Raw genomic sequence first — 18,121 nt, 5'->3', positions numbered from 1 at the left:
ATTTCACCCCCTGCTTATGTTGGAATCGACCATTTGGTAATAAATAATCATTTGTAGTATTTGCAGGATGGAATAATCTAAACATATTTCATGAAAACTAATCTTGAGGTGACGATATGAACAAAGGTGTTTACATTGCTTTAACAAGCATCGGATTGGCTCAATTTTTGAAAATTCCCATTCATTATGTAAAAACAAAAAAATGGGATAACCGCCTGTTTTTCCAAACTGGCGGAATGCCGAGCTCCCATTCTGCTGGAGTATCATCCTTAACGACGTTTATTGCATTAAGACGAGGCGTGCCGACCATTGATTTTGCCTTATCACTGGTATACGGGCTAATTGTTATGTATGACGCACAAGGAATCAGGCGCCAGACTGGAGAGCTGACACTGAAAGTCAATGACTTGGGAGACTTGATGGAAAAGCTGAAAACAGATGAAAAGGTTCCATTTGAGGAAAAGCAGCCGCAACGCTTAAAAGAAATGCTTGGCCATCAGCCAGAGGAAGTGGTTGGAGGCGCTCTACTGGGTGTTTTGATGGGAACATTAGGGCATATAGTACTAAAAAAAGATAGAAATATGTCGAAGAATAAAGTAACATGGAAATAAGATGAAATTCGGGAGGATTGGGCGAAAGGTGAAGACAGTTGAAGAGTATTTGCTGTTTTTAGAAAGCAAAGGCTTTTCGTTCGGGGAAGATGCGGTTGGCTTTATTTACTTCGGAAAAGCTTATACAAATGCAGCAGATGAGTTAATTAACACAGCTATTGAATGCACCCTTAAAATCCAGAAGCATTTTGATGGCAGCTTTTATATGTCACTTCTTGAACGCTTTGTAAAAGCGCAGGTGACAACAAGAAAAGAAGCATTAACATACTTGAAGGATGAACAGCTATTCCCCCTATAATAGGGGGTTTTTTACTTAGATTATTCTACTCAAAGGGATTTGCTATAGGGAGTTGCAATATTAGCGACAGCAAGAAAAGAATCTTAACCTCATGAGTTTTGCATATCATTCGGATTATTTTTGCGTATTGCCAGTCGGGCTAATTCATCCGCTGTTTTATTTTCCGCACTTGGAATCCATTTCATAAAAAATAAGTCTAGCTCATCTGCCATAAGAAGTGCTTCTTCGAGAAGGGGAGAGAATTTTTTGTTTTTAGCAAACCTTTTTTCTACAGCTCTGTCGACAAGCTCAGAGTCTGTCCGAAAGCTGACTGTCCGATAGTTCTTTTCTAAACAGATCTTAAGACCGTGAATCAGCGCATAGTATTCTGCCTCATGATTGCTCATAGACCCAAGCGGCACAGAGTATTTTTCGGCGCTCCCATGCCCTTTAATGAAGATGCCAGCACCGCTCGGACCAGGATTTCCAGCACTTGCACCATCGATGTAGACTTCTATCATTTCTAAACCTCCAAATTATCTGGTATTATTATTCACAGTGGACTTGAGCTTTAAGCTATAAAAGTTAGCCAAATTACATAACATTATTTTATATGGATTTTAACTTAGTAACCATTTTATTATACCGTTTAACATTTCTAATGAATAGAATCTAATATAGAAGGGGCGCTTTTTAGATGAAATATAAGCTTGAATACAAATACCGCTTAAAAAAAGAAGAGGTTTATTTCACCTCTGACTGGATGGCACAAAGCACAGCCATTTTAATTGGGGAAGATATGGAGAAAAACAAAAAAGGCGTGGATTTGACTTACTATGATGAAAATGGAACGGAATGGAGCTTGAAGGAGCTTATTAAGCTGAATGCTGAAGTGGAAGAGGAGCCCCATGATTTTGTCATTTATTTTGACGGCGGGTATCGAAAGCAAACAAACACAGCTGGGCTTGGAGTTATCCTTTATTTCAACCAAGGCAAAAAAAAATATCGCATTCGGGCTAACGAATTATTTCATGATATGGAAAACAATAATGAAGCAGAATACGCTGCTTTTTATCACGCCTTGAATCTGTTGGAAGAATTAGAAGTCAAAGGAGCAACATGTGAATTTAAAGGTGATTCACAAGTAGTTTTAAATCAGCTGTCAGGAGAGTGGCCATGCTACGAAGAAGCTCTAAACAAGTGGCTTGACCGCATTGAAAAAAAGCTTTCTGATATGAAAATAAATGCTAAATATACACCGATTGGCCGCAATGAAAATAAAGAGGCGGATAAATTGGCTACCCAAGCTCTTGAAGAGAAGCGGATTTATAGCAAAATGCAAATAATTTAACGTACATGTTGCATGCCAATCATGTTAGAAAGAGGAGAGAATGCCTTGTGACGGATAGAAAAAAATGGCTGCTGCAAGCAGAAGAGCTTATAAATGATTATTGTAAAGGCTGTTTTTTATATGAGCATAACAAAATAGAAAAAGGTAAAAGGCAGGCACACCGTTTTTGTATTTCAGAATGTACAGTCGGCTTAGAAATAAAAAAATTCGGAGATATGCTGGCAGGAAATTATAAAGAGGAAGATAAAAAGAGCTGACAAAATGCCAGCTCTTGGATATTGTTGCTCTAAGTTTTTATTATAGTTTAACTACGTTAGCAGCTTGAGGTCCACGATTTCCTTCAACGATTTCGAAAGAAACTTCTTGACCTTCTTCTAGTGATTTGAAACCGTCACCTTGGATAGCTGTGAAGTGTACGAATACATCGTCTCCACCTTCAACTTCGATGAATCCAAAGCCTTTTTCGTTGTTGAACCATTTTACTTTACCGTTTTGCATGTTAAGTTTCCTCCTAAGCCTTTCAAGACACATTAGTGCTGAAAAATAAATATTCTCATAGAACAAAATAATAATAGAAAGTAATTTTTCAGAATTTTGTTAAATGATGTCTATAATATACACGATTAACCCAGTAGAGTCAAGGTTTCATAGAGTTTTTTCATAAAAAGTATTTTTGAGCTCGAAACAAAAGAAAACGGATACACGACAGTGCTTGTTTTCTTGTGAATATTAGTGTAAAAGAATATTTTTAAGTACATAAATCATCTTTTACAACATATCCATATAATGATAAGTAAAAAGGATTTGTTTATAATAGGACAGCTGTAGACAGTTGTCTGCTTTTATGCTTTTTTGCGAAGACAATAAAAGAAGGTGACAAGTATGTATCGATTTTCGATTGAAAATGCTAACTGGATTTTGCGTTTTTCGCCTAATATTGTATTGGAAGATGAAAGCAAGCAGGCTATTGTCAAAAGCATCCTTCAATTAGGCAAGGAGCTGACCACCTTTTCTCACGGTGAATCCTTTGTTATTATGAACAAAAATATCGGATTAATTGTATTTATGGTAGAAAAAATCCCTTCGCTTATATTGACGGTCTCCAATATTGTTGAAAGGGATAAATGGTATGTACAAACAGAAAAGCAAATCAAAAAATACGGCTTTGAACCAGGCAAAGAGGAATCTTTCTAGAAGGAACAAAATTCCTGTTCGTGAATGAAGATTGATTGGAGACTCCTACTCAAATTTGTGAGGAATTCCGAAGACACTATAGCTCCCTTTATTGCACAAAGAAAAAGCTGCTTTTATAACAAAGTTTTTCATCAGTCACCCCCCGGTAAAAGGCCGGTTTTTTTTATGGATAAAAATGAAAGGCTTATCATAAAAAAAACATGTGGAAATAGGAGGGAAACCATTGAAATGTCGGTGAAAATGTGTTTTTATTAACATGATAAAAAGACTTATTTTTTCTGGATTAGATGCTCGTCCATCAAACCAATGGAGCAAAAAATTTACAAGGGAAGATTTTAAAAAATGATTGAAACGATTGTAAAGAACAGTCAAAGTCCGTATTATGAAATTTCTAAGGAAGATCAAGTGATATTGAGTCCGTTTGCTGGAACAGTCAAGAAGGTTTTTGTTCAGGAAAAAGCATACTTTTATGAGTGGGAAACAATTTTGACAATCGAAACCGATCAAGGAGATTTGAAGGAGATCGGAGTTCCATTCAGCGGTTGTGTAGTATCATTGTTTGTGAAAACTGGAGATGAAATTTCAATTAATGGGAAGTTGGTTTCTTTACAGGATGATCTATTAGTTACAGGTTGTGATTGACCAATGCTAATAAAATCTCTAAAAAAATATAAAATAGGCTACCGTACTTTCAAGACTGCTGTTGCTGTAAGTTTGGGAATTACCGTTGCTCAATTATGCAGCCTTGATTTTTTCGTATCTTCTGCTATCATTACGATTCTTTGTGTGCAAAATTCTAAAAAGAAATCATTGCACAGCGCTTTTGCGAGATTCATAGCATGCATGCTTGCGATTCCGTTTTCCTACGTGTTTTTTGAGCTGATTGGTTATAAACCGTATGCGATTGGACTGTTACTCCTGTTATTTATCCCTGCAACTGTTTTGCTGAGAGTAAATGAAGGCGTCGTAACAAGCACTGTCATCATCCTTCATATCTATTCAAATGGCCATATGAACTGGGATGTCATTCAAAATGAGTTCATGCTCATTGTAATCGGAATTGGCGCAGCGCTGTTAGTCAACAGCTATATGCCGAGCCTCGACAAGGAAATGAAGGTATACCAGCAGAAGATTGAAAAGGATTTTCAGGAAATGCTTCAAGGGATGGTTGAGTTCCTGCGTTCTAATGAGTCAGCTTTCGATTATAAATTGAAGCTGATGCAAACAGCGAAGGAAGTACAGATTGCCAAGTCGCTTGCATACAGGGATGTTGAAAATCATTTTACCCGAAAAGAAAACTATTATTATAAGTATTTTACAATTAGGGAAAAACAGCTAGAAATAATAGAAGGACTTTTCGCGAAGGTAACGACAGTAAACAGGCTTCCGGAACAGCGCCATTCGATTGCTAATTTTTTGGAAGAACTGAGTCTTTGCATACATCCTGGTAATACAGCACAGCTTTTCTTGAGCAAGCTTGAAAAGCTAGAGGAAGAAATAAGGATGCAAGCATTGCCGCAGGATTGGGATTTGTTTGTAGAACAGGCTCAGCTCTATAATGTGCTGAAAGAGCTTGAACAGTATTTGAAAGTGAAAAAATCACTCAAAGTAGCTTATAATTGATATAATAGAAATGAAAAAGATTCTACCTGAACATGCTTGTCTCTTTAGAGAAAAGGAGATGTTTAGGAGAATCTTTTGTTTTGATAGCAAAAAGCTCAAGGCTAAGCATATAAAAAAGGTGATAACATGAAGTTAATACTTGCTGAAAAACCATCTGTGTCAAAAAATATTGCAGATGCATTAAAAATAAAAACCAAGCAGGACGGTTATTTTGAAGGAAATGGCTATATTATTACATGGGCATTCGGACATTTACTGCAGCTGAATGATGCAAAAGATTATGATGAAAAGATGGCAACATGGAAGATGGAAAACTTCCCGTTTATACCGGAGAACTTTAAATATAAAGTAAAAAGTGACCCTCGTAACCGAGATAAGCCTGATAGTGGTGCGCAAAAACAGCTGCGGATTATCCATCAGCTTATGAGAAGAAAAGATGTCACCGCGATTATATCGGCTTGCGACTATGATCGGGAAGGGCAGATTATCGGAGACAGTATAATTTATAATCTTCGGACAGACAAGGAAGTTTACCGACTGCTTCTGAATGAATGGACACCGGATGAAGTATTGAACGGTTTACAGCAAATCAGGTCAAACAGTGAAATGAGGCCATTGCAGGATGCTGGTGTGAGCAGACAATGGGCGGATTGGCTCATCGGCATTAATCTTACCTCTGTTACAACATTGAAATATCAGAAGGGGAAAGGAAAAGCCCTTAATATTGGCCGCGTCCTCCTTCCAACCTTAAAAATAATCTATGATCGAGATAAAGAAATTCGCGAATTTGTGCCAGAGGATTATTTTAAGCTTCAAGGCACATTCTTAGCTGCTGAAGGAAAATACACAGGCATTTATACTGTCGGCAAAGAGGACAAGTTTAAAACAAAGGCAGAACTCGAGCAAATACAACAGGAAATAGTAGGAAAGAAGGCTGTTGTGGCAGACAAAACCGTCCAGAAAAAGAAAGAGTATCCTCCGTTGTTGTTCAACTTGTCTAATCTGCAAGGGTATATTACGAGCAAATATAAAGGCTGGACTGCAGATAAAGTATTGAAGGTGGCCCAAGGTCTTTATGAAAAGAAGTATATAACCTATCCAAGGACGGCAAGTATGGCACTAGAGGAAAGCTTGATCGGCAAAACTGCAAAGGTAGTCAGCGCCATTTCAGCGAACTTACCGTATAAAGACGATATTAAATTTTATGCATCCAAAAGAGTTTTTGATAATAAAAAAGTCGAAAGCCATAGTGCCATCATACCAACTTATCTTATTCCAAAGAAGCTGACTAAGGATGAGGAGCAAGTATATGAAGCAATTAGAACAAGGCTGTTGATGCAATTCATGCCTGTTGCTGAATATGAAGAAACGAGAATTGTCACAAAAGTGTTAGATGCATATTTAAACGGTGTGTTTCATACAAAAGGCAAAGTGCAGCTTGTTGAAGGATGGAAAAAAGCGGAAAACATCAAGTCAAAGGATGTCCTTCTTCCATTTGTAAGCAAAGGAGAAGAAGTGGACATTAAAAAGATGGAAACAACTACTCATACGACACAGGCACCAAAGGAGCATACCGAAAAAACACTGTTGCGCTTAATGGAAACATGCGGAAAAAACTTCGATACTTCAGGCGATACGGAAGAAGATGTCGTTTCCATTTTAAGCGGGTTCAGTATCGGAACACCTGCCACCCGTGCAGAGACCATTAAGAAGCTAAAGGATATCGGCTATATAGAGGCAAAAGGGAAGAACCTTAACTGCACCGACTTAGGCAAGACACTTGTTGAAACATTCCCAATCAAGGAATTGTTTAACCTCGATTTCACAGGTCGGCTAGAGAAGTCTCTGTATGATATTGAAAAAGGTAAATACACGAAAAGCGCATTTTTGCAGCTTATTGGTGAATTCACTAGAAATTCCGTTGAAAAGATTAAAGGGGAACAAGCTGTTACCATTCAAGAGGTTTCGTATACAAAAAAAACCATAGAGAATCTTGGCACGTGTCCTGTTTGCGGTCATAAAGTAATCGAGGGGCAAAAAGGCTACGGCTGCAGCAATTGGAAACAAGGCTGTAAGTTTGTAATCTGGAAGAATGACAAGTTTTTGGCAGCATTAAAGAAAAAACCGACAAAAACAATGGTGAAGTCACTGCTTAAAAAAGGGGAAGCAGAAGTTAAAGGACTGACAAGCAAAAAAGGAAATAAATTTGACGCTGTATTAAAGTATGTCAAAAATGAGGATAATGATTATTTCAGCTGGCAAATGGATTTTTCCAGCAAGAAATAAGCAAGCGATCTCCTGCCTAGTTAAGAACATGTTGTTTTATGTTCGAACCAATAGGGTAAGTGCTTGTTTCCTTAATTCTTATATAGTAAAATGCATAAAGGATATTTTCGTTCTTGCGTGTTTGGCAATAAGCCAAAGCGAAGGACAAGAGCAGTTGTGAAACTGCTCTAGTTTTGCCAAACATGGCAAGTGTTTGAGAGTATATGCAAAATTAGGAGGGTCATATATGCCAACACCCAGCATGGAAGACTATATCGAACAAATTTATAAATTAATAGAAGACAAAGGATATGCAAGAGTTTCCGACATTGCAGAAGCCTTGTCCGTGCATCCCTCCTCTGTTACAAAGATGGTTCAAAAGCTAGATAAGGATGAATATCTTGTATACGAAAAATATAGAGGGCTGATACTAACCCCGAAAGGCAAAAAAATCGGACAAAGGCTAGTTTATCGGCATGAGCTGCTAGAAGACCTTCTACGTATCATCGGCGTAAAAGAAGAAAATATTTATGAAGATGTGGAAGGCATTGAACATCATTTAAGCTGGGACGCAATAGATCGTGTTGGAGATTTAGTCCAATATTTTCAGGAAGATAATAAAAGAATAGAGGAGCTTAAAATTATCCAGCGAAAAAACGAGGAACTGGATTAATTAAGGCGAGAGACATTTTTTATTGAAAACCCCCTTTGTCAATAAGGTGTGTCTCTATGTCTAGCCCCTCTTACATAATAACGATTAAATCAGCGGGTATTCCGCAAAGGTATCCTCAATAATAAGCGCTTGTCCATCTCCATAGCTTGCCTCACAAAGCCTTACACCATCGAGCAAGCCTTCTTCTGCTTCAAGCAGTGCTTTTCTGTAAGAAATAATCCGTTCATTTGATGTTTTAAAGCTTATAATCTCACCTAAGTAATTTCTTTCGACAGCAACGATTGTTTCCACGTTTTTTTTCCATCCTTTCGCTAAAAATCAAAATCATCGATTAGTATGTGCGAAAACAGAAAAAATAATCATGAAACTTTTACCAAATGTAATCGTATTAGTAAAAAGTAAGCCTAATAGATGAAAAGAGAGGGATTAAACTTATGAGCAGATATTCCTTGGAGGACTTTGTAGAAAAAACCGAACAGCAGGATAAAGGTGAAGGACTGTTTGAACTGGAAACACAGCGGATGCTGGAAGTGAATTTAGAGGAAATGGTTTGGGCAAAAGCTGGCAGCATGGTTTCCTACATGGGAAACATTAAATTTACAAGAGAAGGCATTCTCGAACACGGCTTAGGCAAAATGTTCAAAAAAGCTTTAACAGGAGAAGGAGCTTCTCTTATGAAAGCAGAAGGACAAGGGAAATTATATCTTGCAGATCAAGGTAAAAAAATCACGATTCTTCATCTGAATGGTGAATCGATTTTTGTTAATGGCAATGATCTTCTTGCATTTGAGCCAACTGTAAAGTGGGATATTAAGCTCATGAGAAAAGTTGCCGGAATGCTGTCCGGAGGTCTTTTCAACATTCATTTGTCTGGAAGAGGGATGATTGCCATCACTTCTCATTATGAACCTCTCACATTGAAAGTGACACCAGCAAAACCTGTTTTCACAGACCCGAATGCAACTGTTGCATGGTCTGGTAACCTGCAGCCCGAATTTGTGACAGACGTTTCGTTAAAAACCTTTTTCGGAAGAGGAAGCGGTGAATCCATCCAAATGAAATTCAGCGGTGAAGGATTTGTCGTAATCCAGCCATTTGAAGAAGTTTATTTTTCTGACAGCAACGGCTGATTTACATAACAAAAGAGGATTTGGCTTTCCAACAATTGTTTGGAAGCCAAATCCTCTTTTATGTAACACGAGCCTTTCATTTCCACTCATACGGTGTTTCTTGGTATACATAGTAATTGAGCCAATTAGAAAACAGCAAATGTGCATGAGAACGCCATATATTAAGCGGTCTTCTGTTTGGGTCATTGTTTGGAAAATAATGAAGCGGCAGATGTATATCTAGTCCCTTCTCTTTATCCCGTTTATACTCTTCAGCAAGTGTTGATGAATCATACTCTAAATGGCCGGTTATCATAATCTGTTTGCCATTATTTCCGCTGATAATTAATGCACCGGCTTCATCAGATGCAGCGAGCAGCTGGAGTGATGGATGTTCATCAATTTCACGGATTTGGACATTAGTGTGTCTTGAATGCGGTGCAACGAAGCTGTCGTCAAATCCGCGCAGCAGCTTTTCAGACGGTCTAAGGACTTCATGGGAATAGATACCGTAGCATTTTTGATCAAGTTCATATTTCTTAATGCCGAAATGATGGTATAAAGCAGCTTGGGCGCCCCAGCAAATATGCAATGTGGACGTTACATTTGTTTTCGTCCAGTCCATTATTTCTGTCAGCTCTTCCCAATACTGAACATCCTCAAAATTCATCAGTTCAACTGGTGCTCCCGTAATAATCATGCCATCATATTTATTACCTTTAATGGCTTGGAAATCAGTGTAGAATTGTTCTAAATGGTTCGGACTTGTATTCTTAGAGTGATAGGATGCTGTGCGCAGCAGCGAGATATTGACTTGCAGCGATGTATTACCTAGAAGTCTAAGAATTTGTACTTCTGTTTTTTCTTTCTCAGGCATTAGATTAAGAATTAATATATTCAATGGTCTAATATCTTGAGCCTTTGCTCTTGTTTCATCCATTATAAAGATATTTTCTTCTTCGAGAATTTCCCTTGCTGGCAGCAGCTGAGGAATTTTAATAGGCATAATGGTTCGCCTCCTGTTTTTTCCTTTTTTCTTCATGTTGTACAATTGTTATGCCTTATTTTCCAAGCTGGAATAATTAATAGAACAATAAGCAAAGCTATCGTTGTATTCCGAGTATTTCATAAACTTAGATTAGTTAAATAATGTATAAACATATAGCCTATTATAAATATCCTTTCGGTTTGCCGCAATATAATTGCTGAAATGTATGAAAATAAGTTTTTTTCAGCATATTTCCCCTTGGGTGTTCTTGCTGTTTTTCTATGCTGGCAAAGGTAAAAACGAACATTTCAGATATTTCCTTTTAATTTTATTCGTTCATCTGTAAAATAAGATTATTGGCAAAATAATGCTGTACATAGATTTTTTAAGATGAATATATTCATACGAAATGAAAATTAAATTTTATAAAGGCGGGAAAATAATGAAAACAGATATAGAAATTGCACAGCAAGCAACCATTCATCCTGTTCTCGATATTGCGAAGAGGTTAGGTTTAACAGAGGATGACTTAGAACTGTATGGAAAATATAAAGCGAAAATCTCTTTTGATAAGCTGGAGGAATTAAAAGATAAACAGTCAGGCAAACTCATTCTTGTCACGGCAATTAACCCGACACCTGCAGGAGAAGGGAAATCAACAGTTACAGTAGGCTTAGGTGATGCCTTGCAAAAACTTAATAAAAAAACAGCTATTGCAATGAGAGAGCCGTCCCTTGGGCCAACGATGGGAATAAAAGGGGGCGCTGCAGGAGGTGGCTATGCTCAAGTTTTGCCGATGGAGGATATCAATCTTCATTTCACTGGTGACCTTCACGCCATTACAACAGCCAACAATGCATTAGCCGCAATACTAGACAATCATATTCACCAAGGAAATGAGCTGAGAATTGACCAAAGACGGATTGTCTGGAAACGAGCTGTTGACTTAAATGATCGTGCTTTAAGAAAAGTGGTTATCGGGTTGGGCGGTCCTCTTCAAGGTGTGCCAAGAGAGGACGGTTTTGATATTACGGTTGCATCAGAAATAATGGCAGTGCTTTGTCTGGCACATGATTTAAATGATTTAAAGAAAAGACTGTCCCAAATGGTCATTGCCTATAATATGGACAAACAACCTGTAACAGTCGGCGAGCTTGGTGTGGAAGGCGCACTAACACTGTTGTTAAAAGATGCCATTAAGCCGAATCTTGTGCAGACAATTGAACATACACCTGCTATCATCCACGGTGGTCCGTTTGCCAATATCGCCCATGGGTGCAACAGTGTGATTGCCACAGCTGCCGCAAGCAAGCTTGCTGATTATGTTGTAACAGAAGCTGGCTTTGGCGCAGATCTTGGTGCCGAAAAATTCTTGAACATTAAAGCCCGCAATGAACAAATTAATCCGGAAATCGTTGTGATTGTCGCAACCATCCGAGCATTGAAAATGCATGGCGGTGTGGCGAAGAGTGATTTGGCAGCGGAAAATACAGAAGCTTTAAAAAAGGGATTTGCCAACCTGCAAAAGCATGTGGATAACATTAATCAGTTTGGACTACCATTTGTTGTGGCGATTAACCGTTTCTATACAGATACAGAGCGTGAAATCGAAGTGCTAGAAGAGCTGTGTGCAAGTCAGAGTATCCCCGTTGCTTTAACAGAAGTTTGGGAGAAGGGTTCCGAAGGCGGACTGGAGCTTGCTCGCAAGGTTTTAGAAATTATGGAACAAGAAAAGAATGAATTTAAACACTTATACAGCTTAGATGCTTCTATTGAGGAGAAAATCGACACTATTGCCACGAAAATATACGGTGCGAGCCATGTCGAATTCAGCACAAAAGCAAAAAAGCAAATCAAGGATTTCCAAGCGTTCGGCTGGGGTAATCTCCCTGTTTGTATGGCGAAAACGCAATACTCTCTTTCAGATGACCCAAGTCTACTTGGGAGACCGAGTAACTTTGCAATCACAGTAAGAGAACTAAAACCTAGCATCGGAGCAGGTTTCCTAGTTGCCTTGACAGGAGATGTAATGACAATGCCAGGCTTGCCGAAGCAGCCAGCTGCTTTAAAAATGGATGTGAATGAGGACGGAAAAGCAATCGGCCTCTTTTAAAAAGGAGATTAATATATGTTTGACCCAACTGCTTATGATAATTTAAAAACGGTTGTAGAAGGACAGCTTTATGATAGGGATCTTGAAGGTACAATCGACATCTTAAATCGCAAAGACATTTTAGATACCAGTACAATGTCCAGGGAGTTTCATCTTGTGTTTGCCTTAAGAGGGCAACAAAATGCTCAAATTACTTTGTCGATGTATGCTTCACTGAAAAACTTAGCAGCAGAGCTTTTAGAGCTTGAGGAGAAAATGCATTTAATAGGAGCGGAAATTCGTTTGACGATACATGTCAGACATAAGAATAATCAAGAAACAGTTTGGATGCTGCAGGACTTGCTGCAAAGAGTATGGGGAGCGGAACATGTTATTAAGCAGGAAATTCGTGTTGATCCCTTCCGTTCTGATAATATAGTAAATAATCATATCTCCATTGATTTCAGCAGATTAGTTACAGAAGGCGATATGGATGATTTAGTCAGCATGACTGATTATATGCTCGCAACATTGGCTGGCTTGCAGAGGCAGAAGGTGCTGATTGATTTGGACAGGAAGGGAATGATAGGATGACTGTTTATGATTTTGAAGTCAAAAAAATTAATGGCGAAGAAGTTTCACTGAATGATTATAAAGGGAAAGTGCTTGTTATCGTCAATACTGCGAGCAAGTGCGGATTTACTCCGCAGTTCAAAGAGCTTCAATCGATTTTTGAGGAGTACAATGATAAAGGCTTTGCTGTGTTAGGATTTCCTTGTAATCAGTTTATGAATCAAGAGCCTGGGGCTGAGGATGAAATTCTTGAATTCTGCGAATTGAATTATGGCGTTACCTTCCCGATGTTTGCAAAAGTTGAAGTGAATGGCAAAAATGCCGATCCTCTTTACAAGCATTTAAGTAATGAGGCGCCTGGTGCAATGGGGCTGAAGGCGATTAAATGGAATTTTACTAAATTTTTAGTAGACCGTTCTGGTAAAGTAGTTAAACGGTATTCTCCAAATGCTTCTCCGTATGAAATGAAAGAGGATATTGAAAAGTTATTATAAGAAGAAAACGGGAAGAATGGATTACTCTGTTCTTCCTTTTTTATAACAAAAGGAGGGAGCAGTTTGGCTAAAATCGGGATAGATGCTGGCGGTTCCATGATTAAGCTTGCATTTGAGCAGAACGGACGAATTCATTTTAGAAAATATCCTAATGCTCAAACAGATACTGCACTAAAGTGGTTGAAGCTTTTTGAATGGAATGATACAGCCCTTACTGGAAGCAAGGCTGCTTATTTAAAACAAGCGTTTTTTCCTGATGCCTCCATTCTTCCTGAATTTGATGCTGTCTGTACTGGAGCAAGATGGCTGAAGGATAGGGAATATCCTCATGTTAATGACGAATTCCTGCTTGTTAATATCGGAACTGGTACTTCCTGGTTTAAGGTTAGCAAGAAGAGTCATTCGCGGGTTTTAGGAAGCGGAATTGGCGGGGGAACAATCATGGGACTTGCAGAATTATTAACTGGAGTTCAGGATTTTGCAAAAATTACAGAGCTTGCTTCTAAAGGCAGCAAGAATAAGATCGATGTTCTTGTGAAGGATTTATATGAAGAGGATATTGGTATCAACGGAAGCTTGACTGCGAGTAATTTTGGCTATGGAAATACATGGGATGGTAGCAAGGAAGATAAATTATCGTCTCTTTTTCAAATGACAGCCGAAACGATTGTTCTACTGTCACAGCAGGCTGGCACTATTCATCAAATAGACCAGATTATCTATGCGGGTGGAGCCGTTTCAGTGAATATGCCTTTGCAAAAAAGCATTTCTTCCTTTGATTATTTATTTCCAAAGAGTCAGCTGTTTCTGCAGGATGGCCAGTTTTGCGGTGCTTGTGGTGCACTACTTTCTGTCTAAAAGAAATCAAGGATGATGGCATTTGTATAGAAAAAGACTTAACAACAGTCCATACAAATGCCATCATCTAACATGACAAATTAGCGATACGAAAACAAGCGGAATATCGCTCCTCTTCTGACTGGTGCTTCCTTCGTCGCTTTATCCTCTTCGTCTTTGCTTTTCCTTGTACCATATGTGTGTACGTAAGGCTGATTAGCAGCAGCGGTAAGGGCAGCAATCTGTTCTTTTTGTGTCTCAATAAATTCATGCTGCTGATCCATTTGCTCCTGTTGCTTTTTCAATTGTTGAACAAGCACTGAATTGAAGTTGATTTGCAGCTCAAGCTGTTCTTTTACTGTTTTCAGCTCTTGAAGCATCTCTTCTGACGGCTTCGCTACTTGCTGCTGCAAAACTTGCGGCTCCGTGTCGGTCAGCACATCTTCAATTTCTCGCAAAGATAATTTATCTTCATTACGCAGCTTTTTAATCTTTTCCAATACTTCCATTGCGTTATCATCGAAATAGCGGTAACCGTGTTCGCCGACAATCGCCGGAATAACTCCTTTCAGCTCTCTAAGCCAGTTGCGCACAACACCAGGACTTTCTTCAATTGCAACAGCTGCCTCCTTAACGCTTAATAAAATTTCCTCCGTAGCAGAAGCGACTCTCTCTTGTTCCATCATTATGCTTCATCACCTTTCGTTTTGATAGAATAAATGAACGAAGAACAAATAAGTTTTTCGACTTTAAATACTAGTTCGCTATTTTAAAAAAATCTCCTTTAGCGAGGTTTGTCTAGTTTTGTTGATTAATAGTTTCTGTTATTTTATGATAATATCTTTACAATAATTTCCAAGCATAATACGATAGAAAATAGGATTGGAAAGGGTTATTGCTAAATAAAATGAAAGGAAGGATTATGTTTTCCATCCATACAATATGAAGAAAAAGGTGATTCGCTAAATGACAATCCATCAAACGATTGCTGATATACAGATTGTGGAGTACGAGGATCGGTTTGCTGCTGAAGTTGCGAAGATGTGGAACAAAAGCAAGGCGGCTTGGGGCGGCAGTGTAAAAACAGAAGAACAAATAATTGATCAGCATCGCAGCACAGATAATCTGCATACTTTTTTAGCAGTACATAACGATGAGGTGGTAGGATACTGCGGGCTGTCTGTGTATAAAGAAGATGTTGGTTCGTTATATATCCCGCTGCTAAATGTTCGACCCGATTTCCATGGGAAAAAGGTCGGTAAACTGCTGCTTCTTCATGCATTACAAGCAGTTATTAATAAAAAATGGCCACGGCTCGACTTATACACATGGGCAGGTAATACGAAAGCGGTCCCCCTTTATAAGCGCTGCGGTTTTTTCTGGGAAGATGAAGACAGCTATACTCACTTAATGAACTTTATTCCAACCATATTAAATGACAAGCTGCTCGCTCCTTATATGGCTAAAATTGACTGGTACAAGGACATGCTGCGCACGATGGAATTAAAGCCAGATGGAAGGAATGTAGATGGGTTTACTTATTATGACTATGAATGGGTAAATAAAGAGACCGCACTTAAAGCAAGCTTTGAAAAAACGGGCAGAGGTTTATGTGCACTAGAAACAGATGATTTCTCGATTGAATTATCTCTAAAAAATCATGAATTGCTCGTAGGACAAGAACATGAAGTTACATGTTTTATTAAGAACAAGTCCACCACTCCTCTTTTAATTGAGTTATCATCCTGTCCAAATGAAAGAGTTATTTGTGATTTTAACCACCGCCTCTTTGTTGAAGAAGAAATGACGATAACAGATACATTCTTTTTAACCGAGGGACCTGAGGCAGAAAAGGGCAAAACATTCCCAACCATTGCGGTCAATATAGCAGCAGGTGGCACTATGACGACATTTAAACTAGGAATCTGTCCAAAAACGCCAGTAACTATCATGGCAAAACCGATTCACTATGCATTGCAGGAAGGCTTCGAGATTGCTCTTGATTTGGAATTAGAAAATAATCTTACTGAATCTGTACAGGCAACCATTATGCTTCCTGAAAGTGAATATTTGTCTTTTAAAAATTCCACATTCAGCCTTTTGCTAAAAGGCAAAGAAAAGCGGTTCGTATCAATACCTGCTTCTATATTAGCTTTAGGCTTTACGAATGAAGACATCCTTGTTCAAGTGAAATGGCAAGGTGGTGAGCTTACGGTAAATAAACCAATTGCACTGGCATTAAAGGGAATTGGTGAGAGATTTTTCGGTGAAACAAAAGATTACTATCATGTTTTTAATGGGATTTATCAAGTGAATGTCAGAAAGGCAGATAATGTAATGACAGCAGGCACCAATCAGACAGGGAACTTACCGTTCGCCATGTTTGCCCCGATGCTTGGCAAGCCCTACTCCAATGAGCTGTCAAAAAAGAAGCCAGAAAAAGTCGAAACCTCCTACGAAAAGACATCTATTATTCTCACTCTTCATTATCAATCTACTGAACATCCAGACAATAGTATAAAGCTTAACATCCAGCTATTTGCAGAAGGACTTGTGAAAAGATGGGTTCTCCTTGAAAACAAACAGACTTCTTTAGATATCCATCTGCAGGAGACCTTTTATCATGATTGGGCAGAGGTATACTTACCTTTAAAAGGGGAGGTTGTTGTATTCAAGGAAGCCGATATGGTGGAGCCGCGAGACATTGCGTCAAAAGACATGAGCAGCAACTGGTATTTTTCTCAAGATCAGTCGAGCCCTGTCGGTGTATATTGGACGCAAGGCAGTAAAATAAGGATGGAAGGGTGGAAAATGCATCTCGAGTCACAAAGAAGCAGGCAAGGTAATGTCTATTCCTTCCCGCCTCTGTATATGTCTATCGGCGCTTATAGGAATTGGAGAGAAGTAGAATCAGCAGCGGCAGGTATTCAAGCTTCTAAGAAGGAAATCCATAAAGGTCTCGAGTTAATCTGGAATGGCGGCAACCCGATGCTTGAAGCAAATACATCTTTATCCTATCAGTTTGCCAGTTACCGCAACAATGCGCTTAAATTTGATATGGATTTGATTATTAATAATGCTTCTGCCCATCTGCAAGATCTAAAAGTCAATACTCCGCTCCATTTACCATTTGAAGCAGCTGCGTGGCAGGCAGTCAATAAAATGACGACAGTAATGAAGACGGAAATAAGAGAATCTTATTTTGATAACATCCTGTTTTATCCGCAAGGAAGGATAACAAAAAACATCATAAACGAAAAAGGATTTGAAACATATCGTCTTCATAACGGCATCCTGGAAATTTCCGCTGCAGCCGATTATTATCCAGGTATCTTTTCCTTACAAGTAAACGAAACAGAATGGCTTGATCAGGCATTTCCAGAGCTGATTGCAAAAAGCTGGTGGAACCCTTGGGCCGGCGGGATGAAGGCAGGTCCGCCTGATTTGAATGATTATTCTATGATGAAAGAATCGACTAAGCTTGCGTTTGTCGATGTGTGGGATAATTTCGCAAACAAATGGTCTGGTATCAGAATCGATACAGATATTAACCAGCACTCCCAATGGAGAGGGCTTTCATTTTCTCAATACTTTGTCACAATGCCAGGATTGCCTCTTCTTGCTGTGTTTGTGTCTGTGCATAAAACGACAGGCAGAAAAATGGAGAAGGAGCAATGGCATACAAATCTCTTTTTGCATAACAATTGCACTTTGCAGCTAGCTGATCATAAATTGCATAACCGAGTCTATACTTCAGGAGCTATGGAGCAGGATATTACTTTAAAGGAAGACTTTCATGTTAAACTACAAGGTACAGAGGATAAGCTGCATTTACTCACAGACAGAAACAGAATCAGTACACAATATTACACAAATAATGAAATCATTCAGCTTGTTTCCATGACAAATTGTGAAAGAGACAATCAGAACAGAGTATTTACACTGCCGAGCTTCCTTTATTTTGATAAGATGAATGTCACATCATCACAGTTAGACATACTTAAATCCCTTCGGTTTACTAAATTATAGAGTGA

The 18,121-nt window shown here is 38.7% G+C and carries 20 protein-coding genes; 15 read left to right on the top strand and 5 right to left on the bottom strand.

The genetic code is table 11. From position 1 onward, the window contains the following. Positions 1-116 precede the first annotated feature (116 nt). Positions 117-611 (top strand): divergent PAP2 family protein, encoded by a 495-nt coding sequence (locus ACLIJJ_RS02420; RefSeq protein WP_233313412.1) that lies wholly within the window; start codon positions 117-119, stop codon positions 609-611. A gap of 28 nt (positions 612-639) precedes the next feature. After that, positions 640-909 (top strand): DUF6123 family protein, encoded by a 270-nt coding sequence (locus tag ACLIJJ_RS02415; RefSeq protein ID WP_233313413.1) that lies wholly within the window; start codon positions 640-642, stop codon positions 907-909. 89 nt (positions 910-998) lie between these two features. On the opposite strand, the gene ACLIJJ_RS02410 is transcribed toward ACLIJJ_RS02415, so the two are convergent. Next, positions 999-1,409 carry a reverse transcriptase-like protein gene (locus tag ACLIJJ_RS02410; RefSeq protein ID WP_233313414.1) on the bottom strand — a complete coding sequence of 137 codons (411 nt, stop codon included), beginning with the start codon at positions 1,407-1,409 and terminating at the stop codon, positions 999-1,001. Positions 1,410-1,585: 176 nt separating this feature from the next. On the opposite strand from ACLIJJ_RS02410, the gene ACLIJJ_RS02405 reads away from it, so the two are divergent. Both ACLIJJ_RS02405 and ACLIJJ_RS02400 read left to right on the top strand, forming a co-directional pair. Then, positions 1,586-2,239, top strand: a complete 654-nt coding sequence (locus ACLIJJ_RS02405) for a reverse transcriptase-like protein (RefSeq protein WP_233313415.1) — start codon at positions 1,586-1,588, stop codon at positions 2,237-2,239. A 47-nt stretch (positions 2,240-2,286) separates the two neighbouring features. Then, complete coding sequence (locus ACLIJJ_RS02400; RefSeq protein ID WP_233313417.1) at positions 2,287-2,496, top strand: zinc-finger domain-containing protein; 210 nt, start codon at positions 2,287-2,289, stop codon at positions 2,494-2,496. A gap of 40 nt (positions 2,497-2,536) precedes the next feature. On the opposite strand, the gene cspD is transcribed toward ACLIJJ_RS02400, so the two are convergent. After that, entirely contained in the window at positions 2,537-2,737 is a 201-nt protein-coding gene (gene cspD / locus ACLIJJ_RS02395; RefSeq protein ID WP_009791749.1) for a cold-shock protein CspD, read from the bottom strand. Between the two features lie 384 nt (positions 2,738-3,121). Here cspD and ACLIJJ_RS02390 point away from each other — a divergent pair, with 384 nt between their 5' ends. The 5 genes from ACLIJJ_RS02390 (at position 3,122) to mntR (ending at position 7,994) form a co-directional block, all read left to right on the top strand. After that, on the top strand, positions 3,122-3,433 hold the full coding sequence (locus ACLIJJ_RS02390) for a hypothetical protein (protein WP_233313419.1): 312 nt from the start codon (positions 3,122-3,124) through the stop codon (positions 3,431-3,433). Between the two features lie 342 nt (positions 3,434-3,775). Further along, positions 3,776-4,075, top strand: a complete 300-nt coding sequence (locus tag ACLIJJ_RS02385) for a hypothetical protein (protein ID WP_233313421.1) — start codon at positions 3,776-3,778, stop codon at positions 4,073-4,075. A 3-nt stretch (positions 4,076-4,078) separates the two neighbouring features. Beyond that, positions 4,079-5,056, top strand: a complete 978-nt coding sequence (locus ACLIJJ_RS02380; protein WP_233313422.1) for an aromatic acid exporter family protein — start codon at positions 4,079-4,081, stop codon at positions 5,054-5,056. A gap of 126 nt (positions 5,057-5,182) precedes the next feature. After that, positions 5,183-7,342 carry a type IA DNA topoisomerase gene (locus ACLIJJ_RS02375; RefSeq protein ID WP_411410510.1) on the top strand — a complete coding sequence of 720 codons (2,160 nt, stop codon included), beginning with the start codon at positions 5,183-5,185 and terminating at the stop codon, positions 7,340-7,342. Between the two features lie 226 nt (positions 7,343-7,568). Beyond that, positions 7,569-7,994 (top strand): transcriptional regulator MntR, encoded by a 426-nt coding sequence (mntR, locus tag ACLIJJ_RS02370; RefSeq protein WP_233313426.1) that lies wholly within the window; start codon positions 7,569-7,571, stop codon positions 7,992-7,994. An 84-nt stretch (positions 7,995-8,078) separates the two neighbouring features. On the opposite strand, the gene ACLIJJ_RS02365 is transcribed toward mntR, so the two are convergent. Next, the gene (locus ACLIJJ_RS02365) at positions 8,079-8,285 is read right to left on the bottom strand and encodes a DUF3892 domain-containing protein (protein ID WP_411410509.1); all 207 of its coding nucleotides are present in this window, start codon (positions 8,283-8,285) and stop codon (positions 8,079-8,081) included. Positions 8,286-8,428: 143 nt separating this feature from the next. Here ACLIJJ_RS02365 and ACLIJJ_RS02360 point away from each other — a divergent pair, with 143 nt between their 5' ends. Further along, a complete protein-coding gene (locus ACLIJJ_RS02360; RefSeq protein WP_233313428.1) occupies positions 8,429-9,124 on the top strand; it encodes an AIM24 family protein in 696 nt (231 codons plus the stop codon). Positions 9,125-9,200: 76 nt separating this feature from the next. Here ACLIJJ_RS02360 and metA read toward each other — a convergent pair whose 3' ends face one another. Continuing rightward, positions 9,201-10,109, bottom strand: coding sequence for a homoserine O-acetyltransferase MetA (gene metA, locus ACLIJJ_RS02355; protein ID WP_233313429.1), 909 nt, complete (start codon positions 10,107-10,109; stop codon positions 9,201-9,203). Between the two features lie 424 nt (positions 10,110-10,533). Here metA and ACLIJJ_RS02350 point away from each other — a divergent pair, with 424 nt between their 5' ends. From ACLIJJ_RS02350 to ACLIJJ_RS02335, 4 genes are all read left to right on the top strand, one after another. Then, on the top strand, positions 10,534-12,204 hold the full coding sequence (locus tag ACLIJJ_RS02350; protein WP_233313430.1) for a formate--tetrahydrofolate ligase: 1,671 nt from the start codon (positions 10,534-10,536) through the stop codon (positions 12,202-12,204). A gap of 15 nt (positions 12,205-12,219) precedes the next feature. After that, positions 12,220-12,777 (top strand): hypothetical protein, encoded by a 558-nt coding sequence (locus ACLIJJ_RS02345; RefSeq protein WP_411410508.1) that lies wholly within the window; start codon positions 12,220-12,222, stop codon positions 12,775-12,777. After that, positions 12,774-13,250, top strand: coding sequence for a glutathione peroxidase (locus ACLIJJ_RS02340; protein ID WP_237941636.1), 477 nt, complete (start codon positions 12,774-12,776; stop codon positions 13,248-13,250). Before ACLIJJ_RS02345 ends, ACLIJJ_RS02340 begins: the two co-directional genes overlap by 4 nt. A 63-nt stretch (positions 13,251-13,313) precedes the next feature. Continuing rightward, positions 13,314-14,108, top strand: coding sequence for a type II pantothenate kinase (locus tag ACLIJJ_RS02335; RefSeq protein ID WP_411410507.1), 795 nt, complete (start codon positions 13,314-13,316; stop codon positions 14,106-14,108). 80 nt (positions 14,109-14,188) lie between these two features. Here ACLIJJ_RS02335 and ACLIJJ_RS02330 read toward each other — a convergent pair whose 3' ends face one another. After that, positions 14,189-14,773: a MerR family transcriptional regulator gene (locus tag ACLIJJ_RS02330; protein WP_233313436.1), complete on the bottom strand. Its 585-nt coding sequence runs from the start codon at positions 14,771-14,773 to the stop codon at positions 14,189-14,191. A 280-nt stretch (positions 14,774-15,053) separates the two neighbouring features. On the opposite strand from ACLIJJ_RS02330, the gene ACLIJJ_RS02325 reads away from it, so the two are divergent. Continuing rightward, positions 15,054-18,116 carry a GNAT family N-acetyltransferase gene (locus ACLIJJ_RS02325; protein WP_411410506.1) on the top strand — a complete coding sequence of 1,021 codons (3,063 nt, stop codon included), beginning with the start codon at positions 15,054-15,056 and terminating at the stop codon, positions 18,114-18,116. Positions 18,117-18,121 lie beyond the last annotated feature (5 nt).

The sequence above is a fragment of the Niallia laureatilytica genome (assembly GCF_046613985.1).
In the GTDB taxonomy this organism is placed as follows: Bacteria; Bacillota; Bacilli; order Bacillales; family Cytobacillaceae; genus Niallia.
Note: the sequence above shows the minus strand (reverse complement) of the source record. Positions and strands in the feature narration are given on the sequence as shown.

What these genes read in the sequence shown, in the direction of transcription:
- ACLIJJ_RS02420 (WP_233313412.1), top strand. Translation starts at nt 117, where the DNA reads ATGAACAAAGGTGTTTACATTGCTTTAACAAGCATCGGATTGGCTCAA.
- ACLIJJ_RS02410 (WP_233313414.1), bottom strand. Translation starts at nt 1,409, where the DNA reads ATGATAGAAGTCTACATCGATGGTGCAAGTGCTGGAAATCCTGGTCCG.
- ACLIJJ_RS02405 (WP_233313415.1), top strand. Translation starts at nt 1,586, where the DNA reads ATGAAATATAAGCTTGAATACAAATACCGCTTAAAAAAAGAAGAGGTT.
- cspD (WP_009791749.1), bottom strand. Translation starts at nt 2,737, where the DNA reads ATGCAAAACGGTAAAGTAAAATGGTTCAACAACGAAAAAGGCTTTGGA.
- ACLIJJ_RS02390 (WP_233313419.1), top strand. Translation starts at nt 3,122, where the DNA reads ATGTATCGATTTTCGATTGAAAATGCTAACTGGATTTTGCGTTTTTCG.
- ACLIJJ_RS02385 (WP_233313421.1), top strand. Translation starts at nt 3,776, where the DNA reads ATGATTGAAACGATTGTAAAGAACAGTCAAAGTCCGTATTATGAAATT.
- ACLIJJ_RS02380 (WP_233313422.1), top strand. Translation starts at nt 4,079, where the DNA reads ATGCTAATAAAATCTCTAAAAAAATATAAAATAGGCTACCGTACTTTC.
- ACLIJJ_RS02375 (WP_411410510.1), top strand. Translation starts at nt 5,183, where the DNA reads ATGAAGTTAATACTTGCTGAAAAACCATCTGTGTCAAAAAATATTGCA.
- mntR (WP_233313426.1), top strand. Translation starts at nt 7,569, where the DNA reads ATGCCAACACCCAGCATGGAAGACTATATCGAACAAATTTATAAATTA.
- ACLIJJ_RS02360 (WP_233313428.1), top strand. Translation starts at nt 8,429, where the DNA reads ATGAGCAGATATTCCTTGGAGGACTTTGTAGAAAAAACCGAACAGCAG.
- metA (WP_233313429.1), bottom strand. Translation starts at nt 10,109, where the DNA reads ATGCCTATTAAAATTCCTCAGCTGCTGCCAGCAAGGGAAATTCTCGAA.
- ACLIJJ_RS02350 (WP_233313430.1), top strand. Translation starts at nt 10,534, where the DNA reads ATGAAAACAGATATAGAAATTGCACAGCAAGCAACCATTCATCCTGTT.
- ACLIJJ_RS02345 (WP_411410508.1), top strand. Translation starts at nt 12,220, where the DNA reads ATGTTTGACCCAACTGCTTATGATAATTTAAAAACGGTTGTAGAAGGA.
- ACLIJJ_RS02340 (WP_237941636.1), top strand. Translation starts at nt 12,774, where the DNA reads ATGACTGTTTATGATTTTGAAGTCAAAAAAATTAATGGCGAAGAAGTT.
- ACLIJJ_RS02330 (WP_233313436.1), bottom strand. Translation starts at nt 14,773, where the DNA reads ATGATGGAACAAGAGAGAGTCGCTTCTGCTACGGAGGAAATTTTATTA.
- ACLIJJ_RS02325 (WP_411410506.1), top strand. Translation starts at nt 15,054, where the DNA reads ATGACAATCCATCAAACGATTGCTGATATACAGATTGTGGAGTACGAG.